The organism is Pseudomonas lundensis (genome assembly GCF_002269125.1).
GTDB lineage: Bacteria > Pseudomonadota > Gammaproteobacteria > Pseudomonadales > Pseudomonadaceae > Aquipseudomonas > Aquipseudomonas lundensis_A.
In genome coordinates, this window is record NZ_NQKI01000030.1 from 1 (window position 1) to 22798 (window position 22798).

At 57.4% G+C, this 22798-nt stretch carries 20 protein-coding genes and 2 pseudogenes; 8 read left to right on the forward strand and 14 right to left on the reverse strand.

The genetic code is table 11. The annotated features are described in order from the left end of the window. Together CJF39_RS23185 and CJF39_RS17005 are read right to left on the reverse strand one after the other, a co-directional pair. Positions 1-243: pseudogene (locus CJF39_RS23185) on the reverse strand (hypothetical protein); the annotation flags it as partial. 62 nt (positions 244-305) lie between these two features. Continuing rightward, positions 306-638, reverse strand: a complete 333-nt coding sequence (locus CJF39_RS17005; RefSeq protein ID WP_094994478.1) for a hypothetical protein — start codon at positions 636-638, stop codon at positions 306-308. 290 nt (positions 639-928) lie between these two features. Between CJF39_RS17005 and CJF39_RS17010 the strand changes: the two genes are divergently transcribed. Next, on the forward strand, positions 929-3403 hold the full coding sequence (locus CJF39_RS17010; protein ID WP_094994479.1) for an autotransporter outer membrane beta-barrel domain-containing protein: 2475 nt from the start codon (positions 929-931) through the stop codon (positions 3401-3403). Here the strand turns inward: CJF39_RS17010 and CJF39_RS17015 are convergent. The 5 genes from CJF39_RS17015 to CJF39_RS17035 form a co-directional block, all read right to left on the reverse strand. Then, complete coding sequence (locus CJF39_RS17015) at positions 3386-3922, reverse strand: hypothetical protein (protein ID WP_047274694.1); 537 nt, start codon at positions 3920-3922, stop codon at positions 3386-3388. The two genes, CJF39_RS17010 and CJF39_RS17015, sit on opposite strands and share 18 nt — an antisense overlap. 191 nt (positions 3923-4113) lie before the next feature. Continuing rightward, on the reverse strand, positions 4114-4431 hold the full coding sequence (hdeA, locus tag CJF39_RS17020) for an acid-activated periplasmic chaperone HdeA (protein WP_094994480.1): 318 nt from the start codon (positions 4429-4431) through the stop codon (positions 4114-4116). A gap of 319 nt (positions 4432-4750) precedes the next feature. Next, positions 4751-5788 (reverse strand): zinc-dependent alcohol dehydrogenase family protein, encoded by a 1038-nt coding sequence (locus tag CJF39_RS17025; protein WP_094994481.1) that lies wholly within the window; start codon positions 5786-5788, stop codon positions 4751-4753. 147 nt (positions 5789-5935) lie between these two features. After that, complete coding sequence (locus CJF39_RS17030) at positions 5936-6283, reverse strand: hypothetical protein (protein WP_249275386.1); 348 nt, start codon at positions 6281-6283, stop codon at positions 5936-5938. A gap of 49 nt (positions 6284-6332) precedes the next feature. Continuing rightward, complete coding sequence (locus tag CJF39_RS17035) at positions 6333-6608, reverse strand: DUF2798 domain-containing protein (RefSeq protein WP_094994482.1); 276 nt, start codon at positions 6606-6608, stop codon at positions 6333-6335. Between the two features lie 129 nt (positions 6609-6737). Between CJF39_RS17035 and CJF39_RS17040 the strand changes: the two genes are divergently transcribed. The 3 genes from CJF39_RS17040 to CJF39_RS17050 all read left to right on the forward strand — a co-directional run bounded on the left by CJF39_RS17040 (position 6738) and on the right by CJF39_RS17050 (position 11687). Next, positions 6738-7670, forward strand: a complete 933-nt coding sequence (locus CJF39_RS17040) for a LysR family transcriptional regulator (RefSeq protein WP_094994483.1) — start codon at positions 6738-6740, stop codon at positions 7668-7670. Between the two features lie 149 nt (positions 7671-7819). After that, positions 7820-9628, forward strand: coding sequence for a sensor domain-containing phosphodiesterase (locus tag CJF39_RS17045; protein WP_094994484.1), 1809 nt, complete (start codon positions 7820-7822; stop codon positions 9626-9628). Between the two features lie 472 nt (positions 9629-10100). Then, on the forward strand, positions 10101-11687 hold the full coding sequence (locus CJF39_RS17050; protein ID WP_094994485.1) for an ABC-F family ATPase: 1587 nt from the start codon (positions 10101-10103) through the stop codon (positions 11685-11687). Positions 11688-11780: 93 nt separating this feature from the next. On the opposite strand, the gene CJF39_RS17055 is transcribed toward CJF39_RS17050, so the two are convergent. Both CJF39_RS17055 and CJF39_RS17060 read right to left on the reverse strand, forming a co-directional pair. After that, a complete protein-coding gene (locus CJF39_RS17055) occupies positions 11781-12812 on the reverse strand; it encodes an alpha/beta hydrolase family protein (protein ID WP_094994486.1) in 1032 nt (343 codons plus the stop codon). Between the two features lie 173 nt (positions 12813-12985). After that, positions 12986-13597 (reverse strand): FMN-dependent NADH-azoreductase, encoded by a 612-nt coding sequence (locus tag CJF39_RS17060; RefSeq protein WP_094994487.1) that lies wholly within the window; start codon positions 13595-13597, stop codon positions 12986-12988. Positions 13598-13724: 127 nt separating this feature from the next. On the opposite strand from CJF39_RS17060, the gene CJF39_RS17065 reads away from it, so the two are divergent. Next, positions 13725-14633, forward strand: coding sequence for a LysR substrate-binding domain-containing protein (locus CJF39_RS17065; protein ID WP_094994488.1), 909 nt, complete (start codon positions 13725-13727; stop codon positions 14631-14633). Beyond that, positions 14630-14989 (forward strand): MmcQ/YjbR family DNA-binding protein, encoded by a 360-nt coding sequence (locus CJF39_RS17070; protein ID WP_249275387.1) that lies wholly within the window; start codon positions 14630-14632, stop codon positions 14987-14989. Before CJF39_RS17065 ends, CJF39_RS17070 begins: the two co-directional genes overlap by 4 nt. Before the next feature lie 17 nt (positions 14990-15006). Here the strand turns inward: CJF39_RS17070 and CJF39_RS17075 are convergent, their stop codons facing one another. Next, positions 15007-15405, reverse strand: coding sequence for a DUF1294 domain-containing protein (locus CJF39_RS17075; protein WP_094994527.1), 399 nt, complete (start codon positions 15403-15405; stop codon positions 15007-15009). A 35-nt stretch (positions 15406-15440) separates the two neighbouring features. Next, on the reverse strand, positions 15441-16271 hold the full coding sequence (locus tag CJF39_RS17080) for an undecaprenyl-diphosphate phosphatase (protein WP_094994489.1): 831 nt from the start codon (positions 16269-16271) through the stop codon (positions 15441-15443). Between the two features lie 380 nt (positions 16272-16651). On the opposite strand from CJF39_RS17080, the pseudogene CJF39_RS23725 reads away from it, so the two are divergent. Continuing rightward, positions 16652-17338, forward strand: a pseudogene (locus CJF39_RS23725) (cache domain-containing protein); the annotation flags it as partial. 123 nt (positions 17339-17461) lie between these two features. Beyond that, entirely contained in the window at positions 17462-18196 is a 735-nt protein-coding gene (locus tag CJF39_RS23730) for a methyl-accepting chemotaxis protein (RefSeq protein ID WP_432760251.1), read from the forward strand. Positions 18197-18266: 70 nt separating this feature from the next. On the opposite strand, the gene CJF39_RS17090 is transcribed toward CJF39_RS23730, so the two are convergent. From CJF39_RS17090 to CJF39_RS17100, 3 genes are read right to left on the reverse strand one after another with little or no spacing between them, the layout of a single operon-like run. Further along, positions 18267-19631, reverse strand: coding sequence for a TolC family outer membrane protein (locus tag CJF39_RS17090; protein ID WP_094994491.1), 1365 nt, complete (start codon positions 19629-19631; stop codon positions 18267-18269). A 13-nt stretch (positions 19632-19644) separates the two neighbouring features. Then, entirely contained in the window at positions 19645-20976 is a 1332-nt protein-coding gene (locus CJF39_RS17095; protein ID WP_094994492.1) for an HlyD family type I secretion periplasmic adaptor subunit, read from the reverse strand. Next, positions 20973-22727 (reverse strand): type I secretion system permease/ATPase, encoded by a 1755-nt coding sequence (locus CJF39_RS17100; RefSeq protein ID WP_094994493.1) that lies wholly within the window; start codon positions 22725-22727, stop codon positions 20973-20975. The genes CJF39_RS17095 and CJF39_RS17100 overlap by 4 nt, the downstream gene beginning before the upstream one ends. Between the last annotated feature and the right edge of the window lie 71 nt (positions 22728-22798).

The following is a 22798-nucleotide window of genomic DNA, read 5'->3' on the forward strand; positions in this document are numbered from 1 at the left end:
CGTTTTGAGCAAATAGCGCTGCGTGCCGTGCAAATTACGACTTGCCGCCGCCGCGCAGCAAGTTGATCGGAGCATCCCTAGAGGCATGCCTTCGTGTTCGAAAAAACAGGTTATACGCTCTTCCTCAATCTCAGTCGCGATACGGACGCCATTGTAAAACCGTTGAGACGAGTGAGCACCTGTCAAACGGTCCAGCGGGTCATACAGGTAACGGTTAGCGATGTATTTGCGTGAACTGTTCATCTGTCTCGCTCCAAATAGGTTACCAGCAGGGTTTTCTTCAGCATCTGCCAACCCTTGTGTGATTAACGCGCGTTTTGCCGTTGCAGTGACGGCGCCGTGGGCTTGAGTGTCGCGGGCGGTGTCGTGGGGCGCGGATAACCGTTGCGGATCTGGCCATTTTCGAGGCTTGGCACAGGGTACGTTGGCAAGGTAGTGGCTCCGCGCACGGGGGGAGCGCTGGAGGTGCTGCCCTGGCGGCTATTGGGGTTGATACGTCGTAGGGTGTTGTCAGGGGGCGCCAGGGTGGTCTGTACCGTGTTCTGCGCAAATACCGGGGCGCGACTGCCAGATTCGGCCTGTGCTGTGACGCCACAGCTGGTCAACAACAGCAAAAGACCGTAGACGAGGGGTTTCATGAGGCGCTCCTTTAGCCGTGAACCGATGACACTTGGATCATCCCCAAGCAAGAGGGTTCCTTTTAAACGCCTTAGCACAGCCCGATAGCCTCGTCAATCTGGCCTGCTATCGCTGATGGTTGAGCAGGTTGATCGAGCCTGCCAGTAAACAGCGCAAACATGAGCACCACAAGCTGTCACTTTTGACAGCTTATCCGGGACATTCATTGGGTTTATAACCCCATTAAATTCGACCATCCGCAGAGATGGTGCGTTTCGATGGAACCTTGAATCGTTTCAGGACGGTGCCCATGACCCGCAGCCTAAAATGCCAGCTTTTCACCCTCTCGCTGCTCAGCCTTGCTGTGCATGACGCCCATGCCGCCTGCACGTTCAGCCCCACGGCCGGTGACGACAGCTTCGTCTGTGACAGTGGCACGGCGCCTTCGCTGATCGATTTGTCGGGTAACAACGCGCTGGTACTGCCCGCCAACAGCACGGGCAGCATCAATGGCCCGGTGACCTTCGGGGCGGGGGCTGACAGCATCACGGTGCATGGCGGGCTGATCACCGGCGTCGTCAATCAAGGCGATGGCATTGATGACTTTGTGATGAGCGGCGGGCAGATCCAGTCGGTTGCCCAGGGCGACGGCCGGGATACCTTCCTGATGACCGGCGGCACCATCGTGGGGGCGTTTGAAGATGGGGATGTGGCCAAAATGATCGGCGGCAGTATCGGCCGGGTCGACATGAAGCTCGACAACAACATTTTCAACATGTCTGGCGGTCAAATCATCGGCAACCTGGTCACCGGGTTTGGTCGAGATTCGATCATCCTGTCGGGGGGCAGCATCGGGGGCAATATCAGCGTCAGCGGTGGCGAAGATGACGTCACCGTGACGGGCGGCACAGTCGGCGGGGAAATTCGCCTGAGTTTCGGCAATGACCGCTTCGTCTGGCGTGACGCAGGCCTGATCAAGGGCGCCGTCTTGATGGGCGAGGATAACGACACAGCGTTACTGGCCAACCTCAGCGAAACGCTCCTGTCTTCCACCCCCGCCCTTGATGGCGGGCTCGGTACCGACAGCCTGAGTTTTGAGAACAGCGCCCCTGAGACCGGCGCCCGTTATATCAATTGGGAAACCATCAACCTCACCCGCGATTCGCGCCTGACACTTAACGACACCCTGACGCTGGGCGACAGCATGAGTGGCACGGGCGTGTTCAACCTTGATGCCTCCAGCCGGGTCGAGTCCAGCCAGGGCGTGATAAAAGCGTTTGCCAGCGGGCAAAACGTTACGGTGAACAGCGCCGGATTGATTGACCTGACAACCAATGGCACATCGACATCGGACCGTTTGACGATTGTAGGCAACTACACCGGCAACGGCGCGCGACTCAATCTGCACAGCGTGTTGGCCGGCGACAACGCAGCCTCGGACGCACTGGTCGTCTCCTCAGGCACCCTTAGCGGCACCACGTCGATCAACGTGACCAATGTGGGCGGTACGGGCGCGTTGACGGCAGCCAATGGCATTCAGGTTGTAGAAGCCAATCAAGGCGCCGTGAGCAGTGCGAGGGCGTTCACCTTGGGCCAACCCCTGTCGGCAGGCGCCTATCAGTACTACCTGTTCAAGGGTGGAGTTACGGCGGGCAGTGAAAACAGTTGGTTCCTGCGTTCTTCAGTCGTCACTCCGCCTGCTGTGGCCGCCGTGCCGGAGCAACCGGTGCCTGGACAACCGACCCCACAACCCCCTTTACCGCCTGTGGCGCCAACCCCCGCGATGGGCACCCCGCCCCTGCCGGTTGCGGCACCCGGTGAAAGCATCGTCTTGTACCGGCAGGAAGTGCCGCTGTATGCCGTGGTGCCCCCTGTGGCTGCTTTATTGGCCCAAACTACGCTGGGCACGTTTCATGAGCGTCAGGGTGATCAGAACCTGCTGAGGGAGGACGGTGCCCTGCCCGGCGGATGGGTGCGTGCCTTTGGTAACTCAATGCGCCAGAGCTGGTCAGGTACTGTTACACCCAGTTTCGACGGCTCAATCAATGGCTATCAGGTCGGTCATGACCTTTATGGCTATAGCCATGCCAACGGCTACCGGCAGCGCGCTGGCCTGTTCGTCAGCCATGCACGGCTAGACGGCGATGTTCGAGGGTTCAATCTGGGCTTTAAGGACAACAAGGCCGGCGATGTTCGACTGGACGGCGACAGCCTTGGCGCTTACTGGACATTGATCGGTCCGCAGTCCGCCTACCTAGACGTAGTGGCCTTGGGTACCCGTTTTGATGGACGCAGCCGTTCAGAACGAGGCGTCAAACTGGATCTGGACGGCCATGGTGTCAGTCTGTCGGTAGAAGCCGGTTACCCCCTCGCCCTTACTGATCGCTGGAAAATCGAACCTCAAGCTCAAATCATCGGCCAACGGGTGAAGATGGACAGCGCGCAAGATGGCATTTCAAACGTGGGTTTCGACACCCAGGACTATCTGAAAGGCCGTGTAGGAGCACGTCTAAAAGGCGCCTATGAAATCGCCAACGTGCCCGTCGAACCTTACGTACGCACCAACCTGTGGCGCAGCTTCGGCGGCAATGACACCACCCGTTACGACGCGCAACCGGTAACCCGCACGGACCACACCTCCAGCACCATGGACATTGGTGCTGGCATCGTCGCCCGGCTTCATCCCGGCGTCAGCGTGTATGCAAGTACCGATTACAGCGCCAACATCGACAGCCGTAACCAAGAAGGACTCAGCGGGTCCCTGGGTTTACGGGTGAGTTGGTGAATCAACGTGGCGGTAATCCTCGGGGCCGATTTCAATCACCGTGGATTGCTTGGCCTCGTCAAGCAGCGCCTGACGACAGACTTGATAGCAATCCTCAATGTGGTCGTTGCCGACCATTTTCATGACCCCAAAGCTGATGGTAGCTGCCACGGCCTGTCCAACCAAGGGAATGAAGCGAGTGATGGACTTGGTGGCGACTTTGACGCCCATCTTGCGCAGCAGCGACATCACCAGGGTCCGGCTGACAAACTTGCCGATAATCTCGCTGCCGATGCCCGAAGCCGCTACGACGATCAGTCGTTTGGAGCGCGTATCCAGTTGCTCGATTTGCTGGGGTGTAAGCCCGAACTTGCTGTTAATGGCGGGTAGCATTTCCACCAGCAAAGCCACATCGGTGCCGATGTCGAGCCCGGGGATGGGGACGGCCGCAGCACCCGCAGAGACCGCAGAGCGCTTGGTGACCATGGACTTGCATTCGTCCCGAATGCGATCAAGCTCGGCCAATGACCTGATTAACATAAGATTCCCCTGACAAATAAAAACGCATGCGGGCAGTCTACTACGGGCTGAACCCGCTGAAGACCGGCTGCAAGGATGTAGAACGTCAGCAGCCAGAGAAATTCAAAGAAGATTGAGTGCGCGGGGCGCGAATGCTACGGGCAGGCACAAGAGGGAAAGCCTGTACTCACAGCAAGTACAGGCCGGGACTGTTACATGTCTTTTTTAACTTTCGACCATTCTTCCTTAAGTTTTTGCACGAAGCTGGCTTTCTTGTCCTTCTCGCAAGCCGTGACGATCAGTGGGGTAATTTTCTCGACACCTGCAACGTCGAGCACTGCATCTTCAACCTTGCCGGACTTATTGACTGCTTCGCCCAACCCCACTGCGGTGGGTCGGAAGCTTTCATCAACGGCCAGGAAACTTTCACACGTCCACTGAGAAACAGGTTGTTTGGTATCAGCAGCCTGCGCCAGTGTCGACAGTGCAACCAGGCTTGCAGTACCGAGAATCAGGAGGTGCTTTTTCATATGAATAATTCCCTATTATCAAATTGGCAATGACGTTAGTTCCGCCGCATGGAACATAGTTGTGGTTGGGGAACCTGTCAAAAAAGCGCGTCACAAAACCCGCCTTCTAACACTGTTTTGAATTAAATAAGCGCTGTAAATCAACAACTTAAAGAAATAACCAAAACTGTATAAATCACGTCTTTCATCTGACTTGGCCGGACTTTTCGAAAGCGCACACATGCCATGCCGTGAGCCTGATTTACACAGGCTCACGGCGCTGCCTCATTCACCCAAACAGCCCTGCTTATTAACGGCAACAGGCACCTGAAGGTTTAAATTATTGCGAAAGAATGACTTTCATGGCTTTTTCCTTGGCGGCGTTACCGAAGACTTCGTAGGCGTGAAGAATGTCGTTAAGTGCAAAGCGGTGAGTAATCAGTTTCCCCGCGTCAACTTTGCCGGACTGCACCGTTTTCATCAGCAGTGGTGTGGTGTTGGTATTCACCAGTCCCGTTGAAATAGTGATGTTCTGAATCCATAACTTTTCAAGGTGCAACTCAACACTTTTACCGTGCACCCCGACATTGGCTATATTGCCTCCCGGCGCGATCACTGACTGACACGTGTCAAAAGATGCCGGGATGCCGACAGCCTCGATGGCGACATCCACCCCCACCCCGCCGGTCAATTCAAAAATCCGCTCAACGGCGTTTTCCGTCTTGATATCGATGACGTGGGTTGCGCCAAACCGCTTGGCCACTTCAAGGCGGTTACTGTCTGCGTCGACCATGATTAATTGGCCGGGGGAGTAAAACTGGGCCGTTAATAACGCTGCCATGCCCACTGGGCCCGCCCCGACAATCACCACGCTGTCGCCCGGTTTGACCTTGCCAGCAATCACGCCGATTTCAAAGCCGGTCGGCAGAATGTCACTCAACATCACCAGCGCTTCTTCATCGGCGCCTTCAGGCACGGGATACAGGCTGTTATCGGCATGGGGGATTCGCACGTATTCGGCCTGCGTGCCGTCGATCAGGTGCCCGAGGATCCAGCCACCGTTGGCGCAATGGGAATACATCTGACGCCGGCAGTTCGGGCAACTGCCGCAGGACGTTACACAGGAAATCAGCACATGGTCGCCGGGTTTGAAATTACGGATGGCCGGACCAACGGCTTCGACTACCCCGACCCCTTCATGCCCGAGCACGCGGCCGGGGGTCACTGCCGGCACATCGCCTTTAAGGATGTGCAGGTCTGTGCCGCAGATGGTGGTGTGCAAAATTCGCACAATGGCGTCGGTGGGTTTATCGATAATGGGCTTGGGGATGTCGGCCCAGGCTTTTTCGCCGGGGCCTTGATAGGTGAGCGCTTTCATAGTGGCCTTCCTTTATCCGAATTGAAATCTGTTGCACCCGTCCTGACGGGCAGGAGGACCGGGTGCCCAAACGTCATGCGGACCAGTAAAGCAGTCTTTGGCCGTTATGCCGTTGCCGCAGGTCATAAAACCTTGGCGCCATAGCGATCAACGCTGTGGCAACACCGAAAAGTCTGTTTCGCCTCTGGCATCCGAGCGCATCTCAACCGTGTAGGCCTTGGACACCCCGCACCCGGTCACGTCCCAGGTTTCGCTGGCGCGCTCCACTGCCCCTGATGGCAATTGATGGATCCCTGTAATGGAGGTGTTTACCGCGTCAATAGAGCGGCATTGCGTCATGGCCGAAAATAGCAGCTCGACGTTTTTCATCACATCCTGGCGCAGCACTGGATCGGTAACGGATTGCCCCGAAAATTGCGGATTATGGGCACAGCCTGTTAAAGCAACCGCCGCGAAAGCGCAATGAAGGATGGCGAAGCGATGTTTGCCCTGCATGTTCACTCCTTGAAACGGCTCCATGCCGTGCGTCAAGCAATAGCACATATCAGCGCTGGGGATGAACCGTGAGGGCCACCAACTTCCCCACCACGGGGCGAACCACCAGAATGCACAGGAAGGCCACGGGCATGGCCAATCGATACGCGTGCAAAGCATTACTAAGGTAGTTCGGCCCTATTCCGGAATTGGCCGCCGTAATCACCAACGACATCAAGAACGCCATGATAGACGACATGTAAAAGGCGAACACGTACGGCGTGGCGCGAGCCGTCAACCGTGAGGGTTTAAACATAAGGGTGTAGGAGCGGGATTTTGAATTCATGGTGTGCCTCTGAGGATTCTGTACCGGAGCAGTGACGCACCTTACCAACACACCCGCCTGTTCAGTAGACGGTCTGGCGTGCATGCTTTATAAACAAAAACTTACGAATCGATACGCAGGGATGTGCACATGAACCTGTTGGCTGCCATCGACAGCTTTATCAAAGTGGTTGAGACAGGCTCGGTGGTAGGCGCAGCCAAGCGACTGGGCGTGAGCGCTGCTGCCGTGAGTCAAACCCTCAATCGGCTTGAAGCCCACCTCGGCACACGGCTTTTGCAGCGCACCACCCGCAGCATGGCGCTGACCGAACGTGGTGCACTGTATTACGCAAAGGTGCAGCGCATTGCCTTTGATCTTGAGTCGGCTCAAGCCGCTATCACCCAGGCTGACGAAGACTTACAAGGACGTCTGTGCGTTGCCTCTACATCGGCGTTCGGCCGTCATGTATTGGCCCCGCTGATTGCAGAGTTCGCCACCCGCTACCCGCGCCTTACCCTCGAACTGTGCACCACGGACGGCAAAATCAATCACATTCAAAGCGGTTTTGACGTGAGCCTGCGCATCAGGCCCCAACTGGAAGATGGCATCGTGGCGCGCAAGTTGGTCTGCGTTCCGTTTATTGTGTGCGCGGCCCCGGCCTATCTGGAGCGTGCAGGCTGGCCAGAGTCGTTCAATGCGCTGGCCCATCATGCCTGCCTGGGCTTTCGGTATCCCCTGGATGGGCGTTTTCTGCGCTGGGGATTTTTCAGCGAGGGTCAGCATCAGTACGCAGCACTAAATATCACGGCCATCAGTGACGACATTGATGCACTCGCGCAAATGGCCATTCACGGCGCTGGCATTGCGCGCCTCGCTGAATTCGTGGCCAGACCTTACATCGACGCTGGCCAGTTGATCCCGTTGCTGCAACGCACGCATGCCCCCAGCGAGTCCTACGCCGAGCCATTGGACATTTATGCCTGCGTGCAAAGCCGAGAAGCCATGACCCCTAAAGTCAGGGCCTTTCTGAGCTACCTGGATGAAGCCCTCACACACCGATGGCCGTCACTTACAGCGCCCTGACGGGCAACCACTGGATGACGCGAGAACGGCAGCCGCCACTGTCCCTTGCGCCCAGCCAACGGCGCGTTATTGACAAAAGTCATCGCCTTTGCTCTGGGGTCACGGTAATTTATGAACCTTGTACAAGTCGCGGGTACGGAGCGAACGTGATGGATGAGCATGCAGGGCTGGATCCGTATGAACTCAGGCGTCTCAGGCGTGTAGCCGAGCTTTGTCCTCCTCAGGAAGCGGCAGACGAGGTGTTCGACAAAATAGTCGCCATGACCTCTGCTTACTTCCACGTGCCCATTGCATTGATCTCCATCGTAGAAGAACACCGGCAATGGTTCAGGGCGTATGTCGGGCTCGACAGGCGCGAAACCCCGCGAGACTTGTCTTTTTGTGCCCATACCCTTACGCACAACACGCTCTTTGAGGTCCTCGATGCCACCCAAGATCCCCGTTTCGACGCTAACGAGCTGGTCTCAGGCAGCCCATATATTCGTTATTACGCCAGCGCCCCGCTGATAACGGCTGAAGGGTTTAACCTGGGAAGCCTTTGCATTATCGACACGTGCCCCCGAGCGCCAATGAGCTCGGCCCAGAAGGCCATGTTGTTGGATTTTGCAGAGCTGACCATGATGCGAATTCTGAGCGTCCGTTCGCGCAATTTTGTTGATCAACCCACCGGGCTCTTCAATCGCCTGCGCTTTGAAGAAGATATTCGGCAATCCATCGCCAGTGATAAAAAGTGCCAGGTGTATTCAGTCGACGTGATCGCCCCCCAATCACTCAACGATGTGGTCAAAGCGCTGGGGTATAGCTTTGCGCAGGACCTGATACTGGCCATCAAAGCACGGTTGCAACACCTCATACCGGCCGGCACGCTGCTTTATAAAATTAGCCCGACCCGTTTCGGTTTCATTCTTGGCGAACACACCTGCATAGACAGTGTGTGCCAAAAAATCATTGACGACTTCAAAACGCCAGTTGAGTGCCAGCATATCCCCATCCTGATGCAAATCGGGATGGGGGTGCTGCCCATCGTTGACGCATCGCAAAAAGATCAAGACTGGTTACGGCTCGTTGTCAGTGCTGCGGATCTTGCCAGGGACCAGAACACAGGCTGGTCGCTCTATGAGCCTAAACTGGACGCAGCGCAACGCCGTGCTTTCATGATTTTGAGCTCGCTTAATGAAGCCCTTTGTAGCGATCATCAGCTCAGCCTGGTGTATCACCCAAAAATAAAACTGCCCGATTTGGCCTGTGACAGTGTTGAAGCCCTCATAAGGTGGAACCATCCCACGCTAGGCGCGATCGGTCCTGCGGAGTTCATTGCGCTGGCTGAAAAGACCGCTTTGATGCAGTCCATCACTTTTTGGGTTTTAGACGCACTCATCCAGCAAGCACGCGCATGGGCGTCTGAAGGTTTACAGATACGCATTGCGATGAACGTGACGGTGAGCGACTTACAAGACACCAAGTTTGTCGACACGATAGAAGACGCCATCACAACAGGACGCCTCGCGCCCCACATGATCGAGCTGGAACTGACTGAAAGCATTTTGATGTCAAAACCCGCGTCCGTCATGCACGAACTGGAGCGCGCGCGAACGTTGGGCCTGCACATCGCCATTGATGACTTTGGCACGGGCTACAGCAATTGGGCGTACCTGCGAAAACTGCCTGCGCAGACGGTCAAACTTGACCAGTCGCTGGTCAGGACACTTCTGACCAGCCCTCAAGACCGACGCTTGGTTAAAACACTGATCGAGCTGGCCAAAGGATTGAATTACCGCGTGGTGGCTGAAGGCGTTGAAAATCACGATATTTTGCGCCTGATCACCGAGTGGGGTTGCTCAGAAGCTCAGGGGTATTTGATCACCCACCCCCTAACCGCCAGTGAACTTGCACAGTGGTTAGGCTTGGGAGGATTCAACCCCAGCCATGCCCTAGCCGTGCGGGCCAGCCCCGGTTGAACCGGGCGCAGCACGAAATCGGTGGGTAATAAACACGCGCTGAAGTGTCAGGCTTTCAAGCCCTGCGCGCCCTACCAATAAACCCCTAAACTGCCACGGCATCAGAAGGCTGAACGGGACACAACAGGCGTGCCAATGCTTATCCCCTGTTCAGCCACCTTCCCCCGTTGTAAAACCTGAACGATCGCGTTTTCCAGGCAATCAACGATTGCCCCTTGAAAACTGGGTCTTGCGCGACCGGCCGCAGTGCATCTGGCGTCCCACCTATGCGACAATGCGCGGCATGTCTGGCATGAAACCCCGCATTCATTTCTCAGCAGCTTGGCCACAGTGTCCCAATGTTGCTGTCGACTTATGCGCGTTGGATCGACTCAAGCCCCGACCGGCGTGAGCCTGAGTCACTCCAAATGGGTACCACTTGTTGGGCCCCAGCCCAAATACGCGCTCTCTAAGCTATTGATAGGTAAAGTAATTGATCTCCACAGCTAACATCACGATGCAATTCGGCGCCAAACCGCTTTTCGAGAACGTTTCAGTCAAGTTCGGCGCAGGCAACCGTTATGGTTTGATCGGTGCCAATGGTTGCGGCAAGTCCACTTTCATGAAAATCCTCGGTGGCGATCTTGAACCGTCGGGCGGCCAGGTGATGCTCGAGCCGAATGTGCGCCTGGGTAAGTTGCGTCAGGATCAGTTCGCGTACGAAGAATTCACCGTGATCGATACCGTGATCATGGGCCACGAAGAGCTGTGGAAGGTCAAGGCTGAGCGTGACCGTATCTACTCGCTGCCTGAGATGACTGAAGAAGACGGCATGGCGGTCGCGGAACTCGAAACCGAGTTTGCTGAAATGGACGGTTACACCGCTGAATCCCGTGCGGGCGAATTGCTGCTCGGTCTGGGCATTGGCATCGAACAGCACAACGGTCCGATGAGCGAAGTCTCGCCGGGCTGGAAACTGCGCGTTTTGTTGGCTCAGGCACTGTTTTCCGATCCCGAAGTGCTGCTGCTCGACGAACCGACCAACCACCTGGACATCAACACCATCCGCTGGCTGGAAAACGTGCTTACCCAGCGCAACAGCCTGATGATCATCATCTCCCACGATAGACACTTCCTGAACAGTGTTTGTACCCATATGGCCGACCTGGATTACGGCGAGCTGCGCCTGTTCCCGGGCAACTACGATGAGTACATGACGGTTGCCACGCAGTCCCGTGAGCAACTGCTGTCGGACAACGCCAAGAAGAAAGCCCAGATCAACGAACTGCAATCGTTCGTGAGCCGCTTCTCGGCCAACGCCTCCAAAGCCAAGCAGGCAACCTCCCGTGCCAAGCAGATCGACAAGATCCAGCTGGCCGAGGTCAAGCCTTCCAGCCGTGTGAGCCCGTTTATCCGCTTTGAGCAGACCAAAAAGCTGCACCGTCAGGCGGTCATCGTTGAGCACATGGCCAAAGGCTTTGACGGCAAAACGCTGTTCAAAGATTTCAGTTTCACCATTGAAGCCGGCGAGCGCGTCGCGATCATTGGGCCGAACGGTATTGGTAAAACCACGCTGCTGCGCACACTGGTTAACGAACTTACTCCGGATGCGGGCACTGTGAAGTGGACCGAAGCCGCTGAGTTGGGTTACTACGCCCAGGACCATGCCCACGACTTTGAAGATGACATGACCCTGTTCGACTGGATGGGTCAGTGGACACAAGGCGAGCAAATGGTGCGTGGCACCTTGGGCCGCATGCTGTTCTCCAACGACGAGATCCTCAAGTCGGTCAAAGTGATTTCCGGTGGTGAGCAAGGCCGCATGCTTTTCGGCAAGCTGATCCTGCAAAAGCCTAACGTTCTGGTGATGGACGAGCCGACCAACCACTTGGACATGGAATCCATCGAAGCCTTGAACCTCGCCCTGGAAAACTACCCGGGTACGCTGGTCTTCGTCAGCCACGACCGTGAGTTCGTGTCCTCGCTGGCCACGCGCATTATCGAGCTGAGCCCAAGCGGCGTGATCGATTTCAGCGGTACATACGATGACTACCTGCGCAGCCAGGGTGTGGTGTTCTGATTTCAGGCCTCCCCTGATTGAACCGCGTCGTGCAGAAAACCCGTCCCCGTGACGGGTTTTCTACGTCTGAGGCCCTCGCGGGCGCTCACCTCATCACGGGTCTGCCGTGCGCAATCCAGTGTAGGAGCGGCTCGTTAATGACTGGCGAAAAAAACGCCCGGCTTCATAGATAAGATCACGGTGAACGTCTTCGCGGTCGACACCCTCGGCATCGGTACACAAACCGGGCATGGTCGCCATCTGCTCATCCGTGCAGGGCGCCATAAACACAAAGTGCCCGGCGCCCGGTATGATTTTGAACTCGGGCGCAGTGGGTAATTTACGGGCAAGTGCATCAGAATTTTTGTCCGGAAAGACCAGTTTGTCGCCATCCCCGCTGTAAAGCAGCACGGGCACATGGACCTCGGACAGGGTGTCTCTCCCGAACATCAAGCTCAGCGGTGCCAGCAACAACAGCGCCTGAACGCGAGCATCCGCCACCGGAACAAGATCATCCCGGTCTGCAATCAATTCACCCTGCCTGGTACACGCATCGCGATCCTCCGGCCGTTCCTGGCAATAGCGCCGTAGACGCTCCAGATCAGGCTGCGCACCGCCCAGGATCAGCGCCGTCTCCCCCCCGGCTGAATAGCCAATCACCCCGACTTCATCAGGCACTGCATACCGCGACAGGCGCCTGTCACGCAGCGTCGCGTCGATCGCGGCGGATATCTGCATCGGCCTGCCATACAAGTTACTCAACGTGCCCAGGCGGCTGTGGTCCTTATAGTTGTCACCGGGGTGCAGCACCGCCACCACGACAAACCCTTTGCGCGCCAATGCCGTGGCCACGTCATGCAACGCCAGCGGCGTACCGGTGTTGCCATGGGAGAGCATCAACAATGGATAACGGCCCGTCGCTATGCGGGCGTTTTGGGTTGCATCAATTTGATAAGTGCCAATCCTGCTGCGCCCTTCTTTACCCGTTGATGGATAGAAGGCGATGGCATGCATCGGCCGTTCATCCAGCGGATCGAGAAACGTAAGTCGATGAAACCCGACACTCCAGTGGAGGGACGGCTCGGCCTGCACCGCCCAAGGGCTGCAAAACAAGAAAAGCATGAGAAGTGCACGCGCACGCACCATGATCGCTCACCGTTGAAGGCGTTTCGCCGGTATGCCTCAGGCCTGAACCCGAGTAGGTGTGGAATGCACGGTTCAGGCCAGGTTTTTGGCTCAACATGCAAAAAACTCCGTACCCGGGCCATTTGCTGACAGCCAGAATACAGAGTTTAGGGGGTGGCGCCGTGCCCGAAAGCTTACGCTGCGCTGAACAAGTCTTCAGTAATGTGCGCCTGAGCATCGTTCATGGCTTTGTTGCGAACGTCATCGCCATAAGCCAGCCCGTGGGCACGAACGAACTGAACATCGGTGATGCCCATAAAACCGAGCATGACCTTCAAGTAGTCTTCATGCGCAAGCCCGGTAGGCTGACCGGCGTGCAAACCGCCAGAAGTCGACACCACAATCACTTTTTTATTGCCGCACAGGCCTTCAGGGCCGGCGTCGGTGTAGCGAAATGTCTGACCGGCGACAGCGATGCGGTCAATCCATGCCTTGAGTTGGGTCGGAATAGTGAAGTTGTACATGGGCGCTGCAATGACCACGGCATCAGCGGCCAGAAACTGTGTCAGGGTATCGGCGCTCAGTTGCGCTTCGTGCGACTGCGCAGCATCGCGAAGTTCAGCCGGAGTACCGGCAGCCACCAGCGTAGCGGCTGAAAAGTGCCCGATGGCTTCGGCCGCCAGGTCGCGATAGCTCACTTCAATGCTCGGATCAGCCGCTTTCCAGGCATTGACCACGGCACGACTCAGCTGTCGCGAAGCCGAGTTGTCGCCCAAGATGCTCGAATCGATATGCAAAACGTTCATGGTGATCTCCAGAGGTGAGGACCGCCGCCCGGCGATCAAGTGGTGTGGATGCTACCCATGAAAGCAATCGACGATAAGTCGCGCCTCATGCGATAGTTCGTCCCACCTGTAGGACAGTGAGCACTTCATGCAAGACCTGAACGATCTGTATTACTTCGCCAAAGTGGTGGAGGCCGGTGGATTTGCTGCGGCGGGACGCGTATTAGGGATTCCGAAATCCCGGTTGTCGAGGCGCGTGGCCGAACTTGAAGAACGCCTTGGCGCGCGCCTGCTGCAACGCACCACCCGTCAGCTCAAACTGACAGCCGTAGGAGAGCGTTACCTGCGCCACTGTCAGGCGATGCTGCTGGAAGCGGAAATGGCAGACGAAGCTGTGGCCAGCATGTCGAGCGAACCGCGTGGCCCGCTGCGGGTTTCATGCCCTGTCGGGCTTGCCCATGAGTTCATGCCTGAAGTCATCAGCTCCTTTTTACACACCTATCCTCATGTGCAGCTAGAAATGATGCTGCTCAACCGCCGTGTGGACCTGATCACAGAGGGCATTGACGTGGCCCTGCGTGTGCGTGAGCTGGGGGACGAAGACCCGCTGCTGGCCACCCGCCGTCTGCGGCAGGCGCAAACCGTGATGGTCGCCAGCCCTGCATTTGCCCGGCAATGGCCAATCGAACACCCGGACGACTTGAAGGCAGTACCCGTGCTGGGCGCGCTTGAAGCCGACCGCATGGTCCACTTGCGCATGCTCGATGAGCTGGGCAGCCGCTGTGACCTGGTACTGGAGGCGCGCTTGGGCATTGATGATTTTATCGTGCGCAAAGCCTGCACCCTGTCGGGCCTGGGCTTTACCGTACTGCCCATGATGTATTGCGAGCAGGAGTTGCAATCCGGCCAACTTGTACAGCTGCTGCCCAACTGGTCATTACCGGGGGGTTGGTTACATGCCGTCTACCCGCATCGTCGTGGGGTGATGCCCGCCGTTCGCGCCTGGATGGAACACTTGGTTGAATCGTTCGAACGCTGTGGAGATAAGCTGCTATGAGCACCGACAGGATGAACAGGGAAGAGATTGCTGATTTTTGCCGTGGCTTGCCTGGTGTCAAGGAAGACATCAAGTGGGGAGGTGTGCAGGTGTTCTACGTTGACCAGAGCAAGATGTTTGCGCTGTTCAACCTGAATAAGGACGGGCTGTCGTTCAAGGTCGATCACACATTGTTTCTGGGCTATGTCGATCGGCCCGGCATACGCCCCTCCCCGTATTTGGCACGGGCGTACTGGATCAACATGCAGCCCCCCTACCCCATGGGCGCCGAGGAACTGCAAGACGCGCTGCGCCGCTCCCACCAACTGGTGGTGGCCAAACTGCCGAAAAAGCGCCAGATCGGGTTACTGCTCTGACGCGTTTTCACTCGGAGCTAAAGGTCCAGCAGGGTCATTTTCAAAAACAGCACATCGATCCAGATCGCCTGATGCACTGCCACAATCAGCCAGAACCAGAGTTGAAAGGAGACCTTGCGCGTCTTGTGCCGCAACAGTTGCTGCGCCACACACGCGCCGGGCCAGCCACCCAACAGTTCAACGCCGTGCAATACCTTCTCCGGTGTGCGCCACTGGCCGGCTTTGGCCTGCTGCTTGTCATACCAGTACAACCCGAAGGCCAGCATACTCATGACCAGATAAATCAGTAACGGTACGCGGCTGACACCGGTAACGAATAACGTTGCCGCGCCGCCCACCGGCAAGGCGCACAGCGCTGCAAAGAGGACCAGTTTTACCTTCAACCCACGGATCGGGCCGTTGCCACGCTCAGGCATGCCCACGTATTCGCGACGCTCTCGGACTGATTTGTTCACGCAGAAGCCGCCGTCCAGTTAATCCAGCCAAACTGCCAGGTGGCGAGAATCAACATCCCGAACGCGATGCGGTACCAGGCAAATGCCGCGTAACTGTGGTTGGAAATAAACTTCAACAACGCACGCACTGCAATCATTGCGAACACAAAAGAGGTCACAAAGCCAATCGCGAACACGGGCACGTCGTCAGGCTGAAACAAATGGCGGTATTTGTAACCCGAATACACCGCCGCGCCGACCATCGTCGGCATTGCCAGAAAGAATGAAAACTCTGTGGCCGCCTTGCGCGATAACCCGAACAGCAAGCCGCCAATAATCGTAGAACCCGACCGCGAGGTGCCGGGGATCATGGCCAGACACTGCGCAAAACCGATCTTCACCGCGTCTTTCCACGTCATGTCATCGACCGTTTCGGCGTGAATAACGTGCGGGCGACGTTCGGCCCAGAGCATGATCACCCCGCCAATCACCAGCGCCGCAGCCACAGTGATGGGGTTGAACAGGTACTCGTGAATCGTGTCGGCAAAGATGATGCCCAGCACCACCGCAGGCAACACAGCGATCATCAGGTTGACGGTAAAGCGGCGTGCATTGGGTTGGGTGGGCAACCCGGTGATGACATCCAGAATTTTGCGCCGGAACTCCCAGACCACGGCCAGGATGGCACCGAGCTGAATGATGATGTTGAACGCCATGGCTCGCTCACCACCGAAATTGAGCAAGCCTGCGACGATGATCTGGTGGCCTGTACTGGAGATTGGCAAAAATTCCGTCAGGCCTTCTACCACGCCGAGTATCAACGCCTGTGCGGCAGTCCAAAGATCCATTGTTCCCCCATAAAGCCCCGCATCGTGCCGGGCTGATTATTGAAAAGTAAGTGTCTGCAACCGCTGCCGCGGGGTGGGTTACAACTGTGGATTTTCGCCAGTGCGATGTGAAAAAAGTGTCGGAAATCAAGAAACTTACAGGTTTTCCCGTTTCGGCCGAGATCCTATCAGACACATTCGCTTTTCGCTGCTATGACATTAGACCCAAGTCGCATGGGCCGAGTCGTTAAAGCATGCTTGGATGCCAGTCAGTGTCGACTACAAGAAGAAAAACAAGGAGTGACCGTTCTATGAATACCTTACGCAAGTTGTCTATCAGCCGTCGGTTGTGGCTGATTTTGCTCGTGGCCATGGCCATGCTTCTGGCGTTGGGTTTGTTGATGCTCAAGCAGATCCATGACGACCTCTATCAGGGCAAAGTGCAGAAGACCCAACACGTCGTACAGACCGCCAGCGGCATCCTGAACTACTACCATGGGCTCGAAACCGCTGGCAGCCTGAGCCGCGACGCCGCTCAGCAGCAGGCGTTAGGTGTCATCAGCCAACTGCGTTACGACCACGACGACTACTTCTGGATCAACGACCTGCGGCCTTACATGGTCATGCACCCCACCAACCCCAAGCTCGATGGCAAAGACCTCACCGCGATCAAGGACCCGGACGGCTTTGCGATTTTCAGCGAGATGGCGTCACTGGCTAAAGCCAAAGGCGCGGGCATGGTGGATTACCGCTGGCCTAAACCGGGCTCTGAAGCCCCGGTGCAGAAAACCTCCTACGTGCAATTGTTTGAACCTTGGGGCTGGGTCCTCGGCTCCGGTGTGTACATCGATGACATGCAGGCCGAGTTCTGGGGCCAGGTCTGGAAAGCCTGCGGGGTCGGGCTGGGCATTGCGCTGATCATGGCCGTGCTGGTAACTGTGATCGCCCGCAGTATCGTGCGCCCTCTGGATGAAGCCGTTCAGGCCATGGCCAACATTGCCAGCGGCGAGAGCGACCTGACCCGCAGCCTGGACACCCATGGTCAGGATGAAGTCACCGCACTGGCTCAACACTTCAACGGGTTTGTTGCCAAATTGCGCAATGTGGTGAGTCATTTGCAGTCAACGGCTACGGCGCTGGATCAGTCGTCCACACAAATGGGACACGATGCCAGCGAGGCCCAGCAGCGTAGCCTGCAACAGGCCTTGCAGATGGATCAGGTCGCCACGGCGATCAACGAAGTCACTTATGCCGTGCAGGATGTGGCCAAAAACGCAGAGCATGCGGCCAGTGAAATGCGCGGGGCGCAGGATCAGGCCCAACAGGGCCAGCACAACATTGACAGCAGCTTGCAGCAAATCGACGACCTGTCCGGCACGATCAATCAGGCCGTGGACGTGATCCGAACGCTGGCCTCGCAAACCAGTGACATCAGCACAGTGCTGGAAGTGATCCGCTCGATTGCCGAGCAAACCAACCTGCTGGCCCTGAACGCGGCCATTGAAGCCGCGCGTGCGGGTGAGCAGGGTCGCGGTTTTGCGGTGGTGGCGGACGAAGTGCGTTTGCTGGCGCAGCGCACACAAAAGTCGACCGCCGATATTCAGGCCATGATCGAGGGGCTGCAAAAGCACTCTGAAGCGGCCGTCAACGTCATCGCCAGCAGCAGCCGTGCGTCTCAATTGACCATCGAACAAGCGACGCAGGCCGGGCAAAGCTTGAGCAGTATCGGTCAGGCGCTTAACAACCTGAACGGCCTTAACGCGTCGATTGCCAGTGCAACGCTGCAACAAGCCCATGTGGTAGAAGACATCAACCAAAACGTGACACAAGCTGCGGGCTTGTCGCAAAGCACTGCGCAGGCAGCCGAGCAATCAAGTATCGCCAGCCTGCACCTCAAGGAGCTGAGCGTGCAACTGGGTCAGTTATTGCGCCAGTTCAAGGTGTAGACACCAGCGCGGCGCAGGGTGTCCCTGCGCCGCTTTCCACACGCGTTGGCCCTTGAGCCGCTCATCGTCATTAGTGCGCCTGCCGCATGTCCCCACGGGGCACAAAGGCCTCATCGACCCGTGCCAGGTCCTGCTCACGCAACGTGCCCGCGTAAAAATGCAATTTGGTCCACGCCAGCAAGTAGTCATAGCGCGTCTGCGCCAGATCGCGTCGCGTGCTGTAAAGCTGCTGCTCTGCGTTCAGGGCATCGAGGTTGACCCGCTCTCCCCCAAGAATGCTTTGCCGGGTTGAGACCACGAGTGCCTCGGCCGAGGTCAGGGCTTTCTGATACGCCCGTAATTTGCTGACCCCCGACTGACACGCGTTGAACTGGCGCCGCAACTCGATCAGCGTCTCCCGGGTTTTACCTTCTAGCTCGTATTCGACCTGGGACAGGTTGCTGCTGGCTTGACGCACGGACGCCGATACACCACCGCCTGAATACAGGGGCAGGCTAATTTCAATGCCAATGGTGTTGGTGTCATAGCGCTGGTTGTAGGTGTTGCCGCTTTCAGACTCCATTTTGCGCACGCTGGCGTAGGCATTGAGTTTTGGCAAGTGTCCGGCACGGTTGCGTTCAACCTCGTAACGCGCAACGTCCAGTGCTTCGCGCTGGGAGGCCAGCACGGGGTTATTGGCCAGCGCTATGTCGTGCCAAGTCGAAAACTGAGCGGGCTCCAGCGCGAAGGTGCTGAAGCTGTGGGCTAAAGGGGTTAACTGATCGATGTCCACGGTTGGCTGACCAATCAGGGCGCCCAGCTCGCGCAACGCAGCGTCCTGCTCATCCTGAGCCTGAATTTCTTCGGCGGTGGCCAGTTCGTAGCGTGATTCTGCTTCAAGAATGTCGGTACGAGTGCCTTCACCCTGTCGAAACATGTGCTCGTTTTGTCGGAATTGTTGCTCGTAGGCTTTTTTCTTTGCGCGAGCATTCTCGATTTGGTCCTGCGCAAACAAAGCCTGGGTGTAGTGGGTCAAGACGCGCACCAAAAGTGCCTGACTCTTGCTGCGAAACGTCTCGTTGGCGAACAGCGATTGCGCGACCCCCTTGCGGTAGTTGGCGTAAGCCTCGTAGTCAATCAAGGGCTGCTGGAGCATGAACGTCGAACCATAGCTGTTGTAGTTGCGGTCCTCGTGGCGGTTACCCTTGTCATTCAAGTACGTGGCTTTGGAGTTGTTACGCCCCTTATTGTAGTTGTACGACAACTTGGGCAGGAGCCCCGCGCGACCGATGATGCGGTTTTCCAGCCCAGCGTCGCGTTCCTGAATCGCCCCGAGAAACTCGGGATCGTTGCGCAACGCTTGTTCATACACCTGAAACGGACCCATTGCCTGCGCGCTGGCAACCATTGCCGCCCATAACGCCCACCCCAGGCACACTTTTGAAGCTGCTTTCATACGTCGCAATTTCCTATCGCTCAGTCAACGCAGAACCTGCGCGATCCAACAGTGGTTTGAACAGGTAATTGAGCAGCGAACGCTCGCCCGTGCGTACAAACATTTCAGCCGGCATGCCAGGTTTGATCACCAGGCCGTTGAGTTTTTCCAGCGCCTGGTTGCTCACTGAACTGCGCAGCACGTAATACGGCATGCCGGTTTTCTCATCCAGCAACTGGTCGGCCGAGACCAGGCTGACTTCGCCCGAGACCCGGGGCGTACTGCTCTGATTGAATGCGGTGAACAGAATGTCCACCGGCAGCTCACTGCCCACCCGATCCACCAGATTCACTGGCAGGCGCCCTTCGACTTCCAGCCGCGTCCCTTGAGGCACGATTTCCAGCAAGGTTTCACCGGCACGGACCACCGCGCCTTCGGTATGCACCCCCAAATTCACCGCAATACCGTCAGCCGGCGCGGTAATTTCACTGTGCTGAAGGTCAAACCCGGCGGACGCCAATTGCTGTTCAAGGGTCAGGCTCTTGAGCTGCGCGTCGGCCAGTTGGGTGCGAACTTCCTTTTGATATTCGTCGATGTGTTGCGCCAGTTTGAGACGCGACTCAAGGATGCCTTGCTCGATGCGCCCGCTTTCCCCGGTGTTTTGCGCCATGTCTTGTTGTACTTGTGACAACTGACGTTCGTACTCCATCAGGCGGTTGCGCGGGATGTAGCCATTTTCAGCCAGCGGCCGCAGGTTGATCAACTGCTGACGCAGGGAGTCGGCTTGGGCTGCCAGATCTCCCCGCGCACGGCGCATGCCGGCCAATTGTTGGGTGGCGCCTTCGATGCTGGCCTTGAGCCCGGACTGTTCGCGGGCGAAGGCTTCGCGACGGCTACTGAACAGCTGCTGCTGACCTTCCAGCACCAGCGCCAGCCGTGGGTCCGGGTCGCGGCTCAACTCGGGCGGGAAACTCACATGCTGCAAGTTGTCACGCTCACTTTGCCAACGTGCCGTGCTGGCCCACGCCATGCGGTACTGCGCGCGTAACGATTGCACATCGGCTTCGACCTGGGTCCGGTCCAGCCGAAAAAGCGGTTCACCCTGATGCACCGCCTGGCCCTCGCGCACCAGAATTTGACTGACCACGCCCGCGCCCAATGACTGTACGGCCTTGCGTTTACCTGACACCACGACTGTGCCCTGCACCGGGATACCTTCATCCAGCGGCGCAAGGCTGGCCCAGGCAAAGAAACTGCCGGCGCCGACCAGGGTCAGGATCCAGCCGATGCGCACGTAAAACCCGGCGCCACGTTCCGCTGGTTGCGGCTGTTGTTGATTGTTCATGGTGCGTGCGTCCTTGCTCATGCGCCGCTGCTGCGCGCTTGTGCCTGATTCGGGGGTTGGATGCTGGTGGCGGCAGCCTGTTGTTGCTGAGCGCCAGTCAGAGCCTTGAGCACCTCGGCGCTCGGCCCGAACACCTGCGTGCGGCCTTCGTTGAGCACCAGCAATTTGTCGGCCTGCGCCAACGACGCAGAACGATGCGTCACCAGCACCACGGTGCAGCCTTGCGCCTTGAGCTGGGCAATGGCACGGGTCAGCGCCGCGTCGCCCACGGCATCCAGGTTGGAATTGGGTTCATCGAGCACCACCAGACGCGGACCGCCATACAACGCGCGGGCCAGCGCCACCCGCTGCTTCTGGCCGCCGGACAAGCCGCTGCCGTCGTCTCCCAGCAGGGTGTCGTAGCCTTGCGGCAGGCGCAGGATCATCTCGTGCACCCCGGCTTGCTGTGCGGCCGCCACCACCTGTTGCGGGTCGGCGTCACGGAACCGCGCAATGTTGTCAGCGATGGAGCCGCTGAACAGTTCAATGTCTTGGGGCAAATAGCCGATATAGGGCCCCAGCTGGTCGCGGTTCCATTGGTGGATATCCGCGCCGTCCAGACGCACCGTGCCCGCCAAGGTCGGCCATACACCGACGAGCACCCGGGCCAGTGTCGACTTGCCAGAACCCGAGGCCCCGAGCACACCCAACACCTCGCCCGCCTGCAGACTGAAACTGACCTGATGTAAGGTCGGCAGGCGGACGCCGGGAGGCGCCGCGCTGACCTGTTCAAAACTCAGGTGCCCGTTGGGCGCAGGCAACGCCATGTTCTCTTGCACAGCGGGATGCTCGCGCAACAAATTGTCCAGCCGCTGATAGGCCAGCTTGGCGGAACTCCACTGTTTCCAGACCGCAATCAGTTGATCGATAGGGCTAAGCACACGGCCCATGAGAATTGAACCGGCGATCATCATGCCTGCGCTCATGTCGCCTTGAATCACCAACAAAGCCCCCAGCCCCAACACCAGCGATTGCAGGCACAAGCGCAAGGTTTTACTCACCGAGCCAATGACTGCGCCCGTGTCGCTGGCGTTGTTCTGCTCGGTCAGGAAACGTGAGTGCACGTTGAACCAACGTTTGCGTAAAACACCCAGCATGCCCATCGCCTGAATGGTCTCGGCATTGTGCAGATGGCTGGTGGCCAACTGACTGGATTGTTGCGAATACACGCTGGCCTGGCTGAGAGACTTACGGGTCATGACTTCATTGACACAGGCCAGCGCGATCAACACGGCTGCACCCGCCGTGGCGAACACACCCAGCCAGGTGTTGAACAGATAGATGACAAACAGGTACACCGGAAACCACGGCGCATCGAAAAAAGCGAATAATGCCGGGCCGGTGACAAATTGACGAATCAGGGTCAGGTCGCCCAACGCCTGACCGGCATGGGCCTGACCGCTGAACAGGTTGCGCTCAAACGCTGCACGGTATACCTGCTGGTTGAAACGGCGTTCCAATTGGCTGCCGATGCGTATGACGATAAAACTGCGAACGGTTTCCAGCGTGCCGATAAAGATAAAAAAACCCACCACCATCAAGGACAGCATCGCCAGCGTGGTGGTGTTCTGTGATGACAACACCCGGTCATACACCTGAAGCATATAAATAGAAGGCACGAGCATCAGGATATTAATCAGGGCCGTAAAACACCCGACACTGATGAGAATTTTTTTATAGTCGGCCAATACATGTATCAGGGGCGCGACGGGACTGCTTTTCAGCCGCTTCATGAATCTTCCTTGATCAATAAACCACGTCCACAGGCACGGGCGAGTGTCTGTCAGCAGCCCTCGTTGCCGCT